Annotated in this window: 19 protein-coding genes; 10 read left to right on the plus strand and 9 right to left on the minus strand. The window is 62.7% G+C overall.

Going from position 1 to position 15431, the window contains the following annotated elements:
* Positions 1-43 precede the first annotated feature (43 nt).
* Positions 44-928, minus strand: a complete 885-nt coding sequence (locus B3D50_RS07800) for a GPO family capsid scaffolding protein (protein WP_286950592.1) — start codon at positions 926-928, stop codon at positions 44-46.
* 181 nt (positions 929-1109) lie between these two features.
* Between B3D50_RS07800 and B3D50_RS07805 the strand changes: the two genes are divergently transcribed.
* Positions 1110-3041, plus strand: a complete 1932-nt coding sequence (locus tag B3D50_RS07805) for a terminase large subunit domain-containing protein (RefSeq protein WP_286950594.1) — start codon at positions 1110-1112, stop codon at positions 3039-3041.
* Positions 3031-4017 carry a phage portal protein gene (locus tag B3D50_RS07810; protein ID WP_286951129.1) on the plus strand — a complete coding sequence of 329 codons (987 nt, stop codon included), beginning with the start codon at positions 3031-3033 and terminating at the stop codon, positions 4015-4017. Before B3D50_RS07805 ends, B3D50_RS07810 begins: the two co-directional genes overlap by 11 nt.
* On the opposite strand, the gene B3D50_RS07815 is transcribed toward B3D50_RS07810, so the two are convergent.
* Positions 3998-4888 carry a hypothetical protein gene (locus tag B3D50_RS07815; RefSeq protein WP_286950595.1) on the minus strand — a complete coding sequence of 297 codons (891 nt, stop codon included), beginning with the start codon at positions 4886-4888 and terminating at the stop codon, positions 3998-4000. The genes B3D50_RS07810 and B3D50_RS07815 overlap by 20 nt on opposite strands.
* 221 nt (positions 4889-5109) lie before the next feature.
* Between B3D50_RS07815 and B3D50_RS07820 the strand changes: the two genes are divergently transcribed.
* The 5 genes from B3D50_RS07820 to B3D50_RS07840 all read left to right on the plus strand — a co-directional run bounded on the left by B3D50_RS07820 (position 5110) and on the right by B3D50_RS07840 (position 7423).
* On the plus strand, positions 5110-5913 hold the full coding sequence (locus B3D50_RS07820; RefSeq protein ID WP_286950596.1) for a DNA adenine methylase: 804 nt from the start codon (positions 5110-5112) through the stop codon (positions 5911-5913).
* 117 nt (positions 5914-6030) lie between these two features.
* A complete protein-coding gene (locus B3D50_RS07825; protein ID WP_286950597.1) occupies positions 6031-6267 on the plus strand; it encodes a hypothetical protein in 237 nt (78 codons plus the stop codon).
* 2 nt (positions 6268-6269) lie between these two features.
* Positions 6270-6527: a hypothetical protein gene (locus tag B3D50_RS07830; protein ID WP_286950599.1), complete on the plus strand. Its 258-nt coding sequence runs from the start codon at positions 6270-6272 to the stop codon at positions 6525-6527.
* A 1-nt stretch (position 6528) separates the two neighbouring features.
* Positions 6529-6843, plus strand: coding sequence for a hypothetical protein (locus B3D50_RS07835; RefSeq protein WP_040345475.1), 315 nt, complete (start codon positions 6529-6531; stop codon positions 6841-6843).
* A 13-nt stretch (positions 6844-6856) separates the two neighbouring features.
* Positions 6857-7423 (plus strand): SOS response-associated peptidase family protein, encoded by a 567-nt coding sequence (locus tag B3D50_RS07840; RefSeq protein ID WP_286950600.1) that lies wholly within the window; start codon positions 6857-6859, stop codon positions 7421-7423.
* Positions 7424-7794: 371 nt separating this feature from the next.
* Here the strand turns inward: B3D50_RS07840 and B3D50_RS07845 are convergent, their stop codons facing one another.
* The 4 genes from B3D50_RS07845 to B3D50_RS07860 form a co-directional block, all read right to left on the minus strand.
* Positions 7795-9471 (minus strand): AIPR family protein, encoded by a 1677-nt coding sequence (locus B3D50_RS07845; protein ID WP_286950602.1) that lies wholly within the window; start codon positions 9469-9471, stop codon positions 7795-7797.
* Between the two features lie 511 nt (positions 9472-9982).
* Positions 9983-10672 (minus strand): VIT1/CCC1 transporter family protein, encoded by a 690-nt coding sequence (locus tag B3D50_RS07850; RefSeq protein WP_003165296.1) that lies wholly within the window; start codon positions 10670-10672, stop codon positions 9983-9985.
* 34 nt (positions 10673-10706) lie between these two features.
* Positions 10707-10907, minus strand: a complete 201-nt coding sequence (locus B3D50_RS07855) for a DUF2842 domain-containing protein (RefSeq protein WP_128720187.1) — start codon at positions 10905-10907, stop codon at positions 10707-10709.
* A complete protein-coding gene (locus B3D50_RS07860; protein WP_286950605.1) occupies positions 10907-11158 on the minus strand; it encodes a transglycosylase in 252 nt (83 codons plus the stop codon). Before B3D50_RS07860 ends, B3D50_RS07855 begins: the two co-directional genes overlap by 1 nt.
* A gap of 141 nt (positions 11159-11299) precedes the next feature.
* Here B3D50_RS07860 and B3D50_RS07865 point away from each other — a divergent pair, with 141 nt between their 5' ends.
* Entirely contained in the window at positions 11300-12355 is a 1056-nt protein-coding gene (locus tag B3D50_RS07865) for a COX15/CtaA family protein (protein WP_286950606.1), read from the plus strand.
* Between the two features lie 60 nt (positions 12356-12415).
* Here the strand turns inward: B3D50_RS07865 and cobS are convergent, their stop codons facing one another.
* Both cobS and B3D50_RS07875 read right to left on the minus strand, forming a co-directional pair.
* Positions 12416-13426, minus strand: coding sequence for a cobaltochelatase subunit CobS (gene cobS / locus B3D50_RS07870; protein WP_269298297.1), 1011 nt, complete (start codon positions 13424-13426; stop codon positions 12416-12418).
* Between the two features lie 75 nt (positions 13427-13501).
* Positions 13502-13930 carry an organic hydroperoxide resistance protein gene (locus tag B3D50_RS07875; RefSeq protein WP_087141427.1) on the minus strand — a complete coding sequence of 143 codons (429 nt, stop codon included), beginning with the start codon at positions 13928-13930 and terminating at the stop codon, positions 13502-13504.
* Between the two features lie 142 nt (positions 13931-14072).
* Between B3D50_RS07875 and B3D50_RS07880 the strand changes: the two genes are divergently transcribed.
* Entirely contained in the window at positions 14073-14345 is a 273-nt protein-coding gene (locus B3D50_RS07880) for a hypothetical protein (RefSeq protein ID WP_286950609.1), read from the plus strand.
* Here the strand turns inward: B3D50_RS07880 and B3D50_RS07885 are convergent.
* Positions 14305-14979, minus strand: a complete 675-nt coding sequence (locus B3D50_RS07885; RefSeq protein WP_269298303.1) for a J domain-containing protein — start codon at positions 14977-14979, stop codon at positions 14305-14307. The genes B3D50_RS07880 and B3D50_RS07885 overlap by 41 nt on opposite strands.
* 44 nt (positions 14980-15023) lie before the next feature.
* On the opposite strand from B3D50_RS07885, the gene B3D50_RS07890 reads away from it, so the two are divergent.
* On the plus strand, positions 15024-15323 hold the full coding sequence (locus tag B3D50_RS07890; RefSeq protein WP_286950611.1) for a BolA family protein: 300 nt from the start codon (positions 15024-15026) through the stop codon (positions 15321-15323).
* The last annotated feature ends 108 nt before the right edge of the window (positions 15324-15431 follow it).

Genomic DNA, 15431 nt, shown 5'->3' on the forward strand with positions numbered 1-15431 from the left:
CCAGAAGGTCAGGGGCAGGTGGGGCGCAGGCGAACCGGCGTGGTCAGAAATCGGTCTGGATGGCGGTCTCGCCGCCCGTGGCGGGCGGGCGGGCCGTGTAGTTGGAACCGGGGGTGTCGGAGAGATCCTTGGTCAGCGCGGCCAGCTCGGACTGCAGCTGGCCCTGGTCAGCGCGGATGGCGGACAGTTCGCCGCTGAACTGATCGGCCAGAGCCTTGATGCCCTGGGACAGCTCGGCGAAGCCCGCCGCGAAGGCCTGCCCCTGATCCGGCGTCGAGGGCGACGCATCCTGGGGCGCGCCCGGGTTCTGTGGAGCGGCCTGTTTGAAGCCGAACTTCACCGCTGCGGCCTCAAGGAAGGTATCCAGGCTGAAGCTGGTCGCGCCGGAACCGGCGTCTTCGAAGACCAGTTCCACCGGCTCGTCGGTCGCGGTGAAGAGATTGCCGGGGTTCTGCTTGCGGCAGGTCAGGGGATTGGTCGCGGCCTTGGCCGAGAAGGCGAGCATCTCCGTGCCGAGCGAGGCCGGATTGTCGGTCACGGCCACGCCCATGCAATAGGCTTGGCCCTTGCCCGCGAAGTTCGTGTTGACCTCGATCGAGGTGTAGAGTTTCTGGCCCTTGCGGTTCAGGGCGATCAGCTGATCGTTGGCCTCGATCTTGGCATAGAGGGCGCGGCGCTTTTCAGTCTTGCCGTTCAGCTCCAGCTCATGGTCCCGGGCCTCGAGCGCCAGGACCTTGCCGTAGTTGTTGAACGGGGCCTCGCCGGAATAGCCCTTGATGTGCTCGATGTTGACCAGGGCGCCGAAGGTCTTCGGGTTGTAGTTCCGGGCCATCTCGTCAATCCAGGCCGCTTCGATGACGCGGCCATCGGTCGTGGCGCCTTCGACAGCGACACGGAAGAAACGGGACGTTTGGGTCTTGTCGGCCATGGGGCAGGGTCGCTCGCCTGATCTGGGGTGAGGCCAGTCCCTCGATCTGGGGCGGGCCGATTGAACAGGCGCCAGATCAGTCCCGAGGGGCCGGTCCGCTCAAGGCGCTGCTGTTGTCAGAGAGGGTCTGACAACACGGCGGGCGCGAGGGCGGGCGGGGGCGTGAGTAGCGTCCGCGCCGATGACCCGCCGCCGCCCCAGAACCGATACGGCCTTGCCGCCAGACACCGACGCGCCCGCCACCGACCTGGGCGCGATGATGCTGGAATCCGGCGTCGTCGGCTTCCCGGTCAGCAAGAACCTGGACCCGCGCCGGGCCGCGAAGTTTCTCTATTGGTCGTTCTGGCGGCTGACGGACATCAGCGAGTGGCTGGGCGTGCCGGAAGGGACGCTGGCCAGCTGGAAAAGCCGCGACGGGTGGGAGGTGGCGTCCTCCATCGCCCGGGTCGAAGGCGTGCTGGAAGCGCGCCTGATCACCCTGATCCTGAAAGAGCTGAAGGACGGGCGGGACTTCAAGGAGATCGACCTGCTGGGGCGCCAGCTGGTCACGGTCGCGCGCGTCCGGAAGTTCGAGAGCGAGGGCGGCCACACCGGCCACCTGAACGACAATGTCGCCAATCGGAACAGCAAGGGCAAGGATCGCAAGAAGGCCCGGCAGAACCTGATCACGGCCGACCAGGTCGAGATCCTGCGTCAGCGGTTCCAGGACGAGCTCTTCGACTATCAGCGCGTCTGGTACGGCGCCCGGACCCACAAGGCCCGGATGATCCTGAAGTCGCGCCAGATCGGCGCGACCTGGTACTTCGCCCGCGAAGCGCTGATGGAGGCGCTGGACACCGGCGACAACCAGATTTTCCTGTCGGCCTCGAAAAAGCAGGCCTGCCAGTTCAAGTCCTACATCATCGAGTTCGTCCGGCTGACGATCGGCGTCGAGCTGAAGGGCGAAGACCTGGTCATCGATCGGGGTGATCACCCGGAAACCGGCCTGCCGCAGACACAGCCGACTCTATACTTCCTGGGGACGAACAGCCGGACGGCGCAGAGCTATCACGGGTCGCTCTACTTCGATGAATTCATGTGGGTTCATGGGTTCACGCGCCTGGAAGACGTCGCGTCGGGCATGGCGTCGCACAAGCAGTATCGGATCACCTACATTTCGACGCCGACGTCGGTGAACGACGAGGCCTATCCGTTCTGGACCGGCGCCGCCTGGAACAAGGAGCGGGCGAAGAAGGACAAGGTCGAGTTCGACGTCAGCTGGAAGGCGCTGAAAGACGGCCGCCTGTGTGAGGACGGGATCTGGCGTCAGATCGTCACGATCGAGGACGCGGCGGCGTGTGGCTGCACCCTGTTCGACCTGGCCGACCTGAAACGGCGAAAGAGCGCGGCTGCGTGGGCCAACCTCTACATGTGCGCCTTCGTCGACGATTCCATGTCGATTTTCCCGATGGCTTCGCTTCGGCCGTGCCAGGTGGACGAGCTGGAATGGACCGATATCGACTTCGAGATGCAGCTGCTGGGTTTCGGGCGGCCGTATGAGGGCGAGGTCTGGCTGAGTTACGATCCGAACGGGGACGGGGAGAACGCGGACAACGCGGCCTTGGTCCTGGTCGCGCCGCCTGAAACGCCTGGGAAGGGCAAGTTCAGGGTGATCTGGAAGGAACAGTTCCGGGGATCCGACTTCACCGAACAGGCCCTGATGATCGAGGCGATGACGCTGCGGTACAACGTCACCAAGATCGACATCGATCGCACCGGCCTGGGCAATGCGGTCCTGCAGCTGGTGTCCAAGTTTTTCCCCATGGCGCGGGGCCACCTCTATGACCCGATGGTCAAGACGCGGCTGGTGCACAAGGCGCTGAACGTCATCAGCCGCAAGCGGCTGGAGTATCCGGCCAACTGGCAGGATCTGACCAACGCCCTGATGTCGATCCGGCGCACCCTGACCAGCAAGGGCCGCCACCTGACCTATGAAGCGCCCCGCACCAAGGCCAGCGGCCACGGCGACCTGGCATGGGCGCTGATGCAGGCCCTCGATAACGAACCGCTGGAAGCCGCCATCGGCGTGACCAGCCAATCCAGCGTGGAGATTTTCGGTGACGATGACGACTGAAGCGACGGCAGAGGCGGCCGCGCCCATGGTCTTCAGCTTTGGGGATCCGGAGCCGGTCCTGGGCGGCCGGGCCGGGCTGGCCGATCACCTGGCCTGCTGGAGCAATGGCAAATGGTATGAGCCGCCGATCCCCATGGAGGGGTTGAGCCGGGCGGCCAAGGTGGCCAGCCATCACGGCTCGGCCATGTTCTACAAGGTCAATCAGCTGGTGCGCGACTTCATCCCGCATCCGCTGTTGTCGCTGGAGACGTTCGAGGGGCTGGCGCTGGATGACCAGGTGCTGGCCAACTTCTACGTGGAGCGGGTGAACAACCGCCTGGGGCGGCCGATGGCGCTGCGTCGATCACTGGCGAAATACACCCGGCGCGGCCTGGTCGACGGAGAGTACTTCTTCACGCCGAGCTGGGCGGTCGAGCACGCATTCGAGCCTGGCCAAATGTTCCATGGGCGCCGGACGGGGATCGATCAGGAAATCTATGGCGAGCCGGAATATCTGGCGGCGCTGCAGTCGGCTCTACTTAACGAAGCGGCCGGATTGTTCAGAAGAAGATTCTATGAGAATGGTTCTCATAGTGGTTTCATAATGTATGTCACCGACCCTTTGAATGATAAAGATGCAGATGCAATCCGTAGTTCATTAAGAAGCGCAAAGGGGCCGGGTAATTTTCGGAACCTATTCATTCATAATGCTGGCGGCAAGGAAAAGGGCATTCAACTGATGCACCCAGCAGAGGCGGCGGCGAAAGACAACTTCGCGGACATCAAGAATGTATCGCGCGATGACTTATTGGCCGTTCACCGGGTGCCGCCTGTTCTGCTAGGCGTCGTTCCCCAGAACGCCGCCGGTTTTGGATCCGTGAGGGACGCTAGCGAAATCTTCTATGAGGCGGAGATCGTGCCCCTGCAACGCCGGTTCATGGCCTTGAACGAATGGATCGGTGAAGAGGTCGTGCGGTTCAGAGAACGGACGGCTTAACGCGCCGGAAGAAGAGATCGGCCTTGTCGTAGATGTCGCCCTCGGTTTCTCGGAATACGCGCCAAAGGCGCAACGCCGTGTGCACGTCTTCATGCCGGGGCATCGAAGGAACAACCTCTGTTTCGCGCCGAGCGAAAGGGTAGAGCTCTGCAATCCGGGCATGGAGCACGGCAGCGCGGGCAATCAGGGCCCGATAGTTGTCCTGAAAAACGATCTGACCTTCGTCACCGAGGGTCCGTCTCCACACGCTGCTGACGCTTGCTGAAAGGATTTGCACGTCTGATAGGAGATCGGCGACATACGGTCCCATCTCCATCGGTGCGGCTAGGATGAACGCTTGAAGGCTCGGAACTGTCTCGCTGGGGGCGTGCGGCAGAGGTGGCATGCGGTCAGCCGTTAGTCTGACCCTTCTGCCGGGCGAGCGATCCAGCACGGTCATTGAGGCCTCGGCGACAGCCTCGGCATATTCGGCCAAGGCGTTCAGGCTCATCGGCATGACTGAGCGCGCCGCTACAAGCGCGCGGGTGGTCGCGAGTTCCTTTTCGGCGGCGGCCATGTCCAGACGTTTTTGTTCGGCCAGTTCAGCAGACGCCGTTTGCACCACGACAGCCCGCGCAGCGAAGACGGACGCCATGATAGCGAGGGTGCCCGCGAGGAGCGTCTGCCAGCCTGTAAGTTTCTGGAATAGCTGCGCCCAAGTGAAGTCATCCGGATATGTTGTCACGATATCGGTGGCGACAATAATTATTGGCACGATCGCGAAGATCTGCATGCCCAATGCCGGGTCTTGTAGTCGTTTCCAGACCTGATCTTCGAATGGACGCGGCTTGCGGATTGAGACCTTCGACCATGCGCTTTTGATCCAACCCATCGTGTCCCCCGGCTGTTGTCAGGCCCGCTCTCACAACAGCGGGCTGTTTCATCCGGGCGGTCGATCAGAGAGCTAGGCGGCGCCTTCGCAGCGTCTGCAGCGGGGGCCGGGCGTTAGCGCGCCCGAGCCGCCGAGCCACAACTCAGCACGTCCAGGGGTGCACGCCCCTTCAGCCCCGCTACCGGACCGTCCGGCGGGGCGTATCCGTGATTGAGTCGTCAATGTTTTCAACGCCTAATATCCCTGTTCAGCCCGTTCGGCCGGTGGCGCCGTGGATCGGCGGCAAGCGCAACCTGGCGCGCCGGTTGTGCGCCATGATCGAGACCAAGCCCCACGATCTCTACCTGGAGCCGTTTGTCGGCATGGGCGGGGTCTTCCTGCGCCGCCGCGTTCGGCCGAGATGTGAAATCATCAACGACTGGTCGGGCGATGTCGTGAACCTGTTTCGCTGCATGCGGGCGCACCCCGGCGCTTTGAGCGAGCTGACGGCGTTGATGTTGGCCAGCCGCGAAGATTTCGACCATTTGAAACGACAGGATCCGACCATGCTGACGGATCTTCAGCGAGCGGCGCGGTTCATCTACCTGCAAAAGCTGGCCTTTGGTGGAAAGGTGACAGGCCAGAACTTCGGTGTGAGGACCGATGGCCCCTCACGGTTCAGACCCAGCCAGGTCGGCGAAGATCTGCTGGCGGCCGCACGTCGGCTGGAGAGCGTGACGATTGAGAACCTACCCTGGGCGGACTTCATCCAGCGCTATGACCGCGCAAGCGCGCTGATCTATCTCGATCCCCCATATTTCGGTTGCGAGAACGACTATGGCGCCGACCTTTTCGGCCGCGATCAGTTCGAGCACATGGCTGAGGTGCTGGCTGGCCTGAAGGGCCGGTTCATCCTGTCGCTGAACGATCGGCCGGAGGTGCGGAAGATCTTCGCCGCCTTCCAGGTCGACTCCATCGATACCCATTACGGCCTAGCCGGAAAGGGTGCGCAGCTGGCGCGCGAGGTGATCATCACGCCTCGCTGAAGCCTTCTCCACAACCCCTGCAAGGGTGTGGAACAAAACTAGAACATTTAGCTTGAGGCTGGCAGGCCCGGCGCCGTAGAGCGGCGTCGGGTCGGGCGCTTGGTCTGGAGCTGAACCATGCAAACGAAAGAAGGAAGACCGTCGACGTCGCCTGAGCTGTCGCAGGAGGACGTCGCGCTCGGGTCGCTCATGGCGATCTGGCAACATGGAGAGGCCGCGCAGGCGGATCCGGTTCTGCTGAACATGCAGGCGCGGATCGCCGCCGAGCTGGCGCGGATCTCGCCCGAGGCGGCCGCGAAGGGCAGGGCGCAATTCGAACGCCTGGTGCTGTCGGCCGGAGCCCCGGCGCACTGACGATGCGCGAATACGGCGACGACACGACCGTCGATGACATCGAGTCAGGCAACCAGCTCACTCTGGAGTGCCCCTGCGGCTACAAGGTCGGCCCCGCCTCTCGGCGCTGGCCAGCCTCTGCGCGGTCCATTCCGTTGGCGCAGCTGAGGGCGCGGTTGAAATGCGAGCGATGCGGGCAGCGGTCGCCGACCGTGGTCATCAGCGGCTTTGGGTTCATGAGCGGCGAGGTGGTCGAGCGGTGGCGCTGGCCAAAGGCCTGAGATGGGTTTTCGGAAATATGAGAACCGGCCGCTGTCCTACCACCTGGCCACCCCGCTCTCGATCGGGGAGATGCGGCGGCGGGGGTGGGTTGTCATGGCCAGGTGCCGCACCTGCGAGCTCGACATACGGATCGACCTGGACCTGATGATCCGGCTCAACGGTCATGACCTGATGATCTTCGGCAAGACCTGCCGCTGCAGGCGGCTGGGCTGTGGCGGACGGATGATGTTCATGGGGACGCCGCCAGGCGCCCAGCACGGCGTCTTCTATCCCCTGAAGGCGCCAGCCCCGCTTGGCTCAGCCTGGACCGAGTGAGAGGGTGGACGGCATGTGCAACAACTATCGCCTGCACGTCCCGACGAACCAGATCGCGGAGCCGTTCAGCGCCGCGAAGCGATCGCTCGTCTTTCCGGACGGCCAGCCGAACCTAGAGCCCGGCGAGTATCGGATCGGTGACCGGGCGCCCATCATCGTCCAGGGCGAAACCGCGCCGGAACTGATCGTGACGACCTGGTCCTGGCGCGGGCCAGGCGGCAAGCCGGTGTTCAACTTCCGATCGGACGGGCGGGACTTCAGTCGGTCGACCAGGTGCTTGATCCCGAGCGACGGCTTCTTCGAGTTCACCGATCCGAAGGTCGGAGGCCGCAAGACGAAGTGGCTGTTCACGATGCGAGATCAGCCGTGGTTCTGGATCCTCGGCCTGGTGAAGGACGGCGCCTTCTCCATGCTGACGACCGAGCCGGGAGAGGACGTCGCGCCCTACCATGATCGCCAGGTCGTGCTGCTGCCGCCAGGTGCTGGCGTTCACTGGCTGGATCTGTCGGCCGCCCAAGATCTGATGCTTCGGCCGAGCGTGCCGGGGACGCTGGACGTGCGCCGGGTCTGGCCGGAATAGCCCGGCTGCGTCCGCAACACCCTAATAGTTGCGCTGTAAGCCGCCCTGGGCGGCCTGTAGCCGTGGGCGTCCCCTCGGCCACGCTTGCCCTTCATGCGGCCTCCAGGGCGCTCCCAGCGCCGCCCCGGGCCGTTCTGGCCCCGCCACCCCAAGGAACGCGCTGAGTCCCCCGCCTCGCCCGCGGGCTTTATGTCTCGCTTTCCTTGCACCTAGGGGGGAGGTGTCGATGGCGCTAAGCGGGGCGTGGAATGGCAGCGCTGCGGCGCGAGCATTCTTGCGGTTCCTTGCACGGTCAGGTGCCAGAGGCGGCCAACGCTGGCAAGGCAACGCGGTTGGCGCCGCCCTGTGCCGCGCGGCGGCAAGTTAATAACTCAAGGCTTGCTAACTGCTTTGCATGATTTCAAGAGGTCTCCGATGTTTTCTACTTTGTTGCGTAACAGATCCTTTTCGTAGCTCCGAACCAACTCCTTCAAAAACTGCTCAACGCTAGTTTTGCTCTTAAGGTCTGATTTGTAGTCCGTTAGCAAACCCCCGTCGATCTCATGGTTGATATCGATCATTAGGGATTGGAGAAGGACGTCGATGGCGTCCATCACGCATTGCATATTGCCATTGTCGAAAGCCACCTGTGGGTGGCGGCACAATTCAGAACCTTCATCTGAGCAGGAAAGGATTTGTTTTACTGCCGCTAAGATAACGTACGGGGTGAGGCCATAGGTGGCGAATGGACGGTTCTTGATTGCTTCCCGATGACGCTCGATCGCCGCCATGATTTTGTGCAGCAAAATTATTCGATAGGCGTTCACGGCGGGCCGACCAAACAAGTCAGCATACTTCTCGTCAAAAACCTTGTAGGTCTGGTGGCACGACCAGGGCTCATCCAAGTCGAAGGCAAGGAGGAGTTTCCCTGCTTGCTCGTTGGAGATGATATTCTCTCCGCCGGTAGCCCCGCGCTTTACGTCAAACCTTAAGCCTTCGAAATCGAGCTCTTCGAATTCTGTTTTCAAGCGGACCTGCAGCTGATCGTTCGATCGAAGATCACGAGGCTTGATGCCATTCTGGTTGTTGCTGTTCACCGAAATTTCACGCGCCAAATCCTTGTCCGCACCGATTTCAATGATCCGGGTAAGAACCTTTAGGTCGCTTGTGATTTTCGCAGCACCGCTGTGAAATTGCTTCAGGCTTTGGGCGCCGTTTACCACTACGAAATTTTCGATCTCTACGCGGTCCCCCTCAACTTTAACCTGTTCCGCCAAGACCGTGACGCCGTTGTGGAACAGCGCAAATTTCTGATGCTGAGCGGTTTCGGCGAGTGATTCCTGGATCGCTTTGTTGACCTTGGTACTGCCAAGCGGGAGGCGGACGTTCAATTCGAAGAGGCTGCCGTCGGCGATGCCAGGAAGATCGGCGAGTTGCTTACCTTCGGCAAAAAGGACCACCACCTTCGAGACCTGCCCAGCCTGATGCTCTAACGGACTACCGTCTGAGCGAAATTCGTATTTGCCGAGAATGCCAGCCTCGGCACCGAGGTCGATGAACGCCTCTGCTATTTCGTCGCCGCCGAACCCGAGGAGAGCCACGTCGTTGTCAAGCATATCTCGGCCGTTGGCGTCGAACCTAGCATTCGTGACGAAAACGCCCTTGACGGCGTAGCCTCGCTCAAGAAGACCAGAGAAGTTTATCTTCAGTAGCTTGTCTTTGATCTCCTGATCAACCTTGCCCGTAATGAATTGTTCATAAGAAGCCAAGTCTCGTAGCTGATTTAAGGTGCCGGAAAACTCTCGGACATCCTTGTCGCCCATAGTGCCTTTTTGCTTGGTCTTCGATTGGAATATATGCACTTCCAATTGGTCGTTATCGACGTAAATCCCGTCAATGCCTCGATCATTGTTCTTGTCACAAATGACATCTTCGGCCGTCACTTGGTCGAGCCGATAGATATGTTCGAGGAACCAGTTGAGAAAAGCGATCGACGCAGGTCGTCCTTTGTCCATGAACGGCTTAATCGCCACGAGCATCGGGGCGTATTCAAGATCTGCTGGATTCACGGGACACTCCGGGTAACGGTTTGCTCCTATGTGATCGGATTCTGTCCGCACCGGAACGCTGTTCCGTAAGTGTCCACAGGCGAGAGAAGCAACAGCGCCAAAGCCCCTGTTGGGACCAGAAGGCGGAAATTGAACGCCTCTCACGCGGTCTACGGTTCAAGTTTGCCTAGGCATTTTGTCGGCCACCACCTTTCAGTGAACGCCTTCGAAACCAACTGAACGAGTACATGAGGGCGGCCGTATGTCGCTGTCATTGAGATAGATACAGTTGATCGTGATTTATGTATTTGAAAACAAAGAGAAACTAATCTGACTTTTAATCAGAGGGTCCTCGGTTCGAGCCCGAGGGGGCGTACCACTTTCCCCTTACTATTTCAGTTGGTTATGTGACCGCGCCTTTGCGCGATCCTGTGTCGCTGCTGGCTAGAGCGATCGCTATCCGAGGCGCCCTTCCGATTGCTAAAGCCTTGACTGATCGCGAGGCGCCGTTGGCGGAAGGCGAGACGCTGTCTTAGGCGACGACGCCGAACAGGCGACCGACGCCTGCCGTTATGCCCATGGCGAGCGCGCCCCAGAAGACTACGCGCGCGACCGAGCGGCCGATGGGCGCGCCTCCGGCCTTTGCGCCCAAGGCTCCTAGCAGAGCCAGGCCTAGCAACGCCGATCCTGCGACCCATAGAGCCAGACCGGCCAAGGGCGCCAAGGCGGCGACGACCAGGGGCAGGGCGGCTCCAGCCGAGAAGGTCACGGCCGAAGTGATCGCCGCCTGAATAGGACGGGCGGTGGTGATTTCGGATATGCCCAACTCATCGCGGGCGTGGGCGCCGAGAGCGTCGTGCGCCATCATCTGTTTCGCGACCTCTGTCGCCAGATCGGGCGTGACGCCGCGAGCGGCGTAGATCCCGGCCAATTCCCGCACCTCGGCCTCGTGATCCCTGGCCAGTTCGGAAGTTTCGCGTGCGAGATCGGCCTTTTCAGTGTCGGACTGGGAACTGACTGAGACGTATTCGCCTGCGGCCATGGACATGGCGCCGGCGGCCAGACCCGCGACCCCCGCGATCAGAACTGCGCCTTGGCTGGACGCCGCGGCCGCCACCCCTACGATCAGGCTTGCGGTCGAGACCAAGCCGTCATTGGCGCCGAGCACCGCCGCCCTGAGCCAGCCTATGCGCTCGACCCGGTGCGTCTCCCTGTGAGGCATGCTCTCTTCTCCCGATGACCGTTGAAGCCAAAGCCTATTTAGGCTCGCGCTCGGCCCAGCGCAGCAGGGGAATGAGCGGCACGCCCCAGCCGATCCCCGCCACGGCGAAGAAGATCAAGTCGATCCACCAGGCGTTCGGCAGATGGTCATGCAGGGTCACGGCGCCCCACACCCAGAAAGCCAGGAAGAAGACGACGGCCAGGGTGGCGACGAAGCGGCGGGCGCGAGGCGGCATCAGCGCTTGCTCCGGAACAGGAAGAAGGCGACTAGTCCCAGGACGACGGCGGCAAAGGCCCAGGGCAGCCATTCCCAGTCGGACAGAGTGGCCACGGCGAACACCCGCACAGCCAGGAAGGCGCCGCATGCGCCGCTGACCAGGGCGACCAGAATGGTCCCGCCCAGGCCGCGCCGCCCGGTCAGCAGGTCGGCGATCCAGGCCAGGCCCAGGGCCCCGGCCAAGGCGATGACGATCTCGACATATTGCACCGCTTGGCGCTCCCCTTGAATGTTGTGCGACGCTTTGGCGTAGAAACCGACTCGATCTTGCCTCGCGGGAGGGGCATATCCCTCGGTTCCGCCGCCTGTGAAAGAGGCGGCAAGCATATCGGGGCGAACGGCAGGCGTCGAATGAAGCGTTTTGGTGAATTGGACCACAGCCGCGCGGTGGCGCTGTGGCTGTTTTTCTGCGCGACCTTGGTGTTCGCCATGGTGGTGGTCGGGGGCGCGACGCGGCTGACCGGCTCGGGTCTGTCGATCACGGAATGGAAGCCCATCATGGGCGCCCTGCCGCCGATGAACCACGCCGACTGGGTCGAAGCTTTCGACAAGTACAAGGCCATTCCTCAGTACGTCGAGGTCAACGCCGGCATGAGCATGGCGGAGTTCCAATACATCTTCTGGTGGGAATGGGCGCACCGCCTGCTGGGGCGGCTGATCGGCGTGGTCTTCGCCGTGCCCTTCGTCCTGTTTCTGGCTTTCCGCGCCATTCCGCGCCGCCTGATCGGGCGCTGCGCGATCCTGCTGGTTTTGGGCGGCCTGCAGGGGCTGATCGGCTGGTGGATGGTGTCCAGCGGCCTGGCTGAGCGGATCGACGTGGCGCCTGAGCGGCTGACGACCCACCTGGGCCTGGCCTTTCTGATCTTCGCCGGCCTGATCTGGACGGGGCTAGAGGCCTGGTCGGGTTCGGACTTCACGCGCTCGCCGCGCGGCTGGAGCTGGGGCGCGGGCCTGCTGCTGGGCGGCGTCTTCTTCCAGTGCCTGCTCGGCGGTCTGGTGGCCGGGGCCAAGGCGGGCATGATCTACACCGACTGGCCGATGATGAACGGCGCCCTGTTCCCGCCGGTCGAGTGGGGGCAGGGGGCGCTGGCCTTCCTGCACGATCAGGGGCTGGTGCAGTTGAACCACCGGATCGGCGCCTATGTGCTGCTGTTCGCGGGCACCTTCTACGCGGTCCAGGCCCTGCGCGGGCGCCTGGGCGAGGGGCTGGGCGCTTCGGCCCTGGTTCTGGCTGGCATGCTGTGGCTGCAGGCTGGACTGGGCGTCCTGACGCTTATCCATGCCGTGCCGGTGACGCTCGGCGTGTTGCACCAGGCTGTGGCGGCGCTGGTGCTGGCGACGGCCACGGTGAACCTGTGGCTGGTGCGGCGTTCACGTCCGAGGATGTTCGTCTCGGGACTTCGCTAAGAAAAAGGCCGCCTTCCGGATCGGGAAGGCGGCCTTCTCAATTGCGCGAGGGGGAACCCTTTAGCCGATCTTCACCCGAGTGGCGGATTCCGGCAGATCCTCGCCGAAGGCGCGCTGATAGAATTCGGCGATGGTCGGCCGCTCCAGTTCGTCGCACTTGTTCAGGAAGGTCAGGCGGAAGCTCAGGGCCACGTCGCCGTCGAAGATGATGGCGTTCTGGGCCCAGGTGATGACCGTGCGGGGCGACATGACGGTCGAAATGTCGCCGTTCATGAAGGCGTTGCGAGTCATGTCAGCGACGCGGACCATGGCGGCGATGCGGCGTTTGCCCTCGGCGTCGTTCCACTCGGGCACCTTGGCGGCGACGATCTCGGCTTCCACGTCGTGGTCGAGATAGTTGAGCGTGGTGACGATGTTCCAGCGGTCCAACTGCGCTTGGTTGATCTGCTGGGCGCCGTGGTACAGGCCCGTGGTGTCGCCCAGGCCGACCGTGTTCGAAGTGGCGAACAGGCGGAACCACTTGTTCGGGCGGATGACGCGGTTCTGGTCCAGCAGCGTCAGGCGGCCTTGAGCCTCCAGCACGCGCTGGATCACGAACATGACGTCCGGACGGCCCGCGTCATATTCGTCGAACACCAGGGCGACCGGCCGTTGCAGGGCCCAGGGCAGGATGCCTTCGCGGAATTCGGTGATCTGTTTGCCGTCCTTCAGGACGATGGCGTCCTTGCCGATCAGGTCGATACGGCTGACGTGGCTGTCCAGGTTGATGCGGACCAGCGGCCAGTTCAGGCGGGCGGCGACCTGCTCGATATGCGTCGACTTGCCGGTGCCGTGATAGCCCTGGACCATGACGCGGCGGTCGTAGGCGAAGCCCGCGCAGATGGCGATCGTGGTCTGGGGATCGAAGCGATAGGACTCGTCGATTTCGGGCACATGGCTGTCGCGCGTGTCGAAGGCCGGCACGACCATGTCGGAATCGACGCCGAACGCCTCCTTCAGCGTGACCTTGCGGTGCGGTTCCAGGGTGACGAGCGGGTCGGGGGAGGCGTCGAGCGGAGAGGTCATGGCCATCCACCTAGCGCCCTCGCGCGCGCGGCTCAACACGCGCGAGGGGCCGGATGGATTATTCGCCCTGGGCCGGTTGCTCTATTCCGCCGACAGGTCCACGTCGACATTGCCGCGCGTGGCGTTGGAATAGGGGCAGACCTGATGCGCCTTCTGGATCAGGTCGTCGATCACCGCGCGATCCAGGCCGTGGTCCGACACACGCAGGGTCACGTCGAGATTGAAGCCTTCGCCGCGCGTGTTCTTGCCGAAACCGATCCCGGCCGCGACCTTGGTGTCGGGGCCGACCGGCGTGCCCGCCTTGCCTGAAACCAGCCGCAGGGCGCCGAGGTAGCAAGCGGCGTAACCCGTGGCGAAAAGCTGCTCTGGATTGGTCCCATCGCCGCCCTTGCCGCCCATTTCGGTGGGAACGGACAGGCGCACGTCGATCTTACCGTCGTCAGTGGCCGATCGGCCTTCGTCGCGGCCTCCGCCGGATGCTGTGGCGTGGGCGCGGTACAAGACTTCCATCTGTGGACTCCTTATCCCCAGCCTGGGGATCAAATGGGGGTGACACGGAGGCAACGCCCGTCAGAAACAACGGTTCTGTGATTCGAGAAATCGGCAAGAGGGTGTTAATAATTAGGCATCGCTCCCGTCGGGGGAGAGGAACATGGAAACGCACACGCAATATTTTTGCTATGTTTATGATGCGCCCGGAAGGACGCCTCAGATGTTCCCCTTGGAGGCCGACAGCTTCACCGAGGCGATCCAGGAAACGCAGCGCATGATGCGGGATGAGACCGGGGCCGAGGTCTTTGCGGAAATCTGGGATTCCTCGGCCGCCGGTCAGCCCATGATCCGCGTTGATGCCTTGCCGGGCGAGGGCGGCCTGTTGCGGTCGCTCAGGCGTGCCCGGCCTTTTTCAAGGTTTTCCAAGCCTTGATGACGCTCTGAAGCTTGGCTTCCGCGCCGCGATCACCGCCGTTGGTGTCGGGGTGAAAGCGCTTGAGCATCTCGTGATAGCGGGCCTTGATAGCAGCCTTGTCGGCGCCGGGCTCCAGGCCAAGGTCGGCCAGAGCGGTACGTTCAAGGCGTCCCATTCCATGATGGGGATCGTTCTGGACGGGGGCGTCGCCATTCACCCTGCGACCGAACAGGCCGAAGCTGTCGCGCCACGAACCGGCGCCCGAGTTGTTATTCGTACCGAACTTCGCCGCGAATGCGGCGGCTTCGCGCGTCTGCGGTCCCGCCTTCATCTGCCAGGTGGGACGGCCGCCCGTCATGGCCTCGTTTTCCTGGGCGGCGCGAATCTGGCCCTCGTTCATGCCTGCGTAGAAGTTCCAGCTCTTGTTGTACTGGCCCGCGTGCACCTGGCAGAAGTTGTAGAACTCGTTCAGTTGCTCACGCGACTTCGGCGCGCGCGCCGTCGCCGGACGCGTGCAGTCGGCCCAGTCGCAGGGTTTCTCGCCCGGCTTGAGACGCAGGACATCCTCCGCCGCTTCCTGTTCCTCGTCGGGACGCGGCGGCTTCACCCGAATGTCGGTGAAGCGAGGCTTGTATTGAAAAGACGCAGACATCGCCCGAAGTGTAAGGCCGAATTGGACAGCTTCAAGGAGTTCCCATGTCTGACGGCCCGATCGCGACGGTTATGCGCGAAAAACTGACGGCGGCCTTCGCCCCGGTGCGTCTGGATCTGGAGGACGACAGCTGGAAACACGCGGGTCATCACCATGAGGGCGGAATCGTCGCCCGCGACGGCGGCGAGAGCCATTTTCAGCTGACCATCGTTTCAGAGGCCTTCTCGGGGCAAAATCGCGTGCAGCGCCAACGGGCGGTCAACGCGGTGCTGAAGGCGGAGCTGGCCGGGCCTGTTCACGCGCTGTCGATCCGGGCGCAGACTCCGCAAGAGGCTCAATCTTGATACCCACAGACGTGCAAGAAATTCGGATTACGTAGTTATCCCCATTCATATCGTCTTAGAACCTTTCGCCCTAGCGTCCGCACCCGAAGCATTTTGCAGCGGGCGGGG

This window comes from Brevundimonas sp. UBA7507 (assembly GCF_002478355.1).
GTDB lineage: Bacteria > Pseudomonadota > Alphaproteobacteria > Caulobacterales > Caulobacteraceae > Brevundimonas > Brevundimonas diminuta_D.

Bases quoted from the DNA above. Each gene is read 5' to 3' on its own strand.
- B3D50_RS07840 (WP_286950600.1), top strand. From the start codon at position 6,857: ATGTGCAACAACTATCGCCTGCACGTCCCGACGAACCAGATCGCGGAG.
- B3D50_RS07865 (WP_286950606.1), top strand. From the start codon at position 11,300: ATGAAGCGTTTTGGTGAATTGGACCACAGCCGCGCGGTGGCGCTGTGG.
- B3D50_RS07835 (WP_040345475.1), top strand. From the start codon at position 6,529: ATGGGTTTTCGGAAATATGAGAACCGGCCGCTGTCCTACCACCTGGCC.
- B3D50_RS07850 (WP_003165296.1), bottom strand. From the start codon at position 10,672: ATGCCTCACAGGGAGACGCACCGGGTCGAGCGCATAGGCTGGCTCAGG.
- B3D50_RS07810 (WP_286951129.1), top strand. From the start codon at position 3,031: ATGACGACTGAAGCGACGGCAGAGGCGGCCGCGCCCATGGTCTTCAGC.
- B3D50_RS07820 (WP_286950596.1), top strand. From the start codon at position 5,110: ATGTTTTCAACGCCTAATATCCCTGTTCAGCCCGTTCGGCCGGTGGCG.
- B3D50_RS07830 (WP_286950599.1), top strand. From the start codon at position 6,270: ATGCGCGAATACGGCGACGACACGACCGTCGATGACATCGAGTCAGGC.
- B3D50_RS07890 (WP_286950611.1), top strand. From the start codon at position 15,024: ATGTCTGACGGCCCGATCGCGACGGTTATGCGCGAAAAACTGACGGCG.
- B3D50_RS07875 (WP_087141427.1), bottom strand. From the start codon at position 13,930: ATGGAAGTCTTGTACCGCGCCCACGCCACAGCATCCGGCGGAGGCCGC.
- B3D50_RS07805 (WP_286950594.1), top strand. From the start codon at position 1,110: ATGACCCGCCGCCGCCCCAGAACCGATACGGCCTTGCCGCCAGACACC.
- B3D50_RS07885 (WP_269298303.1), bottom strand. From the start codon at position 14,979: ATGTCTGCGTCTTTTCAATACAAGCCTCGCTTCACCGACATTCGGGTG.
- cobS (WP_269298297.1), bottom strand. From the start codon at position 13,426: ATGGCCATGACCTCTCCGCTCGACGCCTCCCCCGACCCGCTCGTCACC.
- B3D50_RS07800 (WP_286950592.1), bottom strand. From the start codon at position 928: ATGGCCGACAAGACCCAAACGTCCCGTTTCTTCCGTGTCGCTGTCGAA.
- B3D50_RS07825 (WP_286950597.1), top strand. From the start codon at position 6,031: ATGCAAACGAAAGAAGGAAGACCGTCGACGTCGCCTGAGCTGTCGCAG.
- B3D50_RS07815 (WP_286950595.1), bottom strand. From the start codon at position 4,888: ATGGGTTGGATCAAAAGCGCATGGTCGAAGGTCTCAATCCGCAAGCCG.
- B3D50_RS07855 (WP_128720187.1), bottom strand. From the start codon at position 10,907: ATGCCGCCTCGCGCCCGCCGCTTCGTCGCCACCCTGGCCGTCGTCTTC.
- B3D50_RS07880 (WP_286950609.1), top strand. From the start codon at position 14,073: ATGGAAACGCACACGCAATATTTTTGCTATGTTTATGATGCGCCCGGA.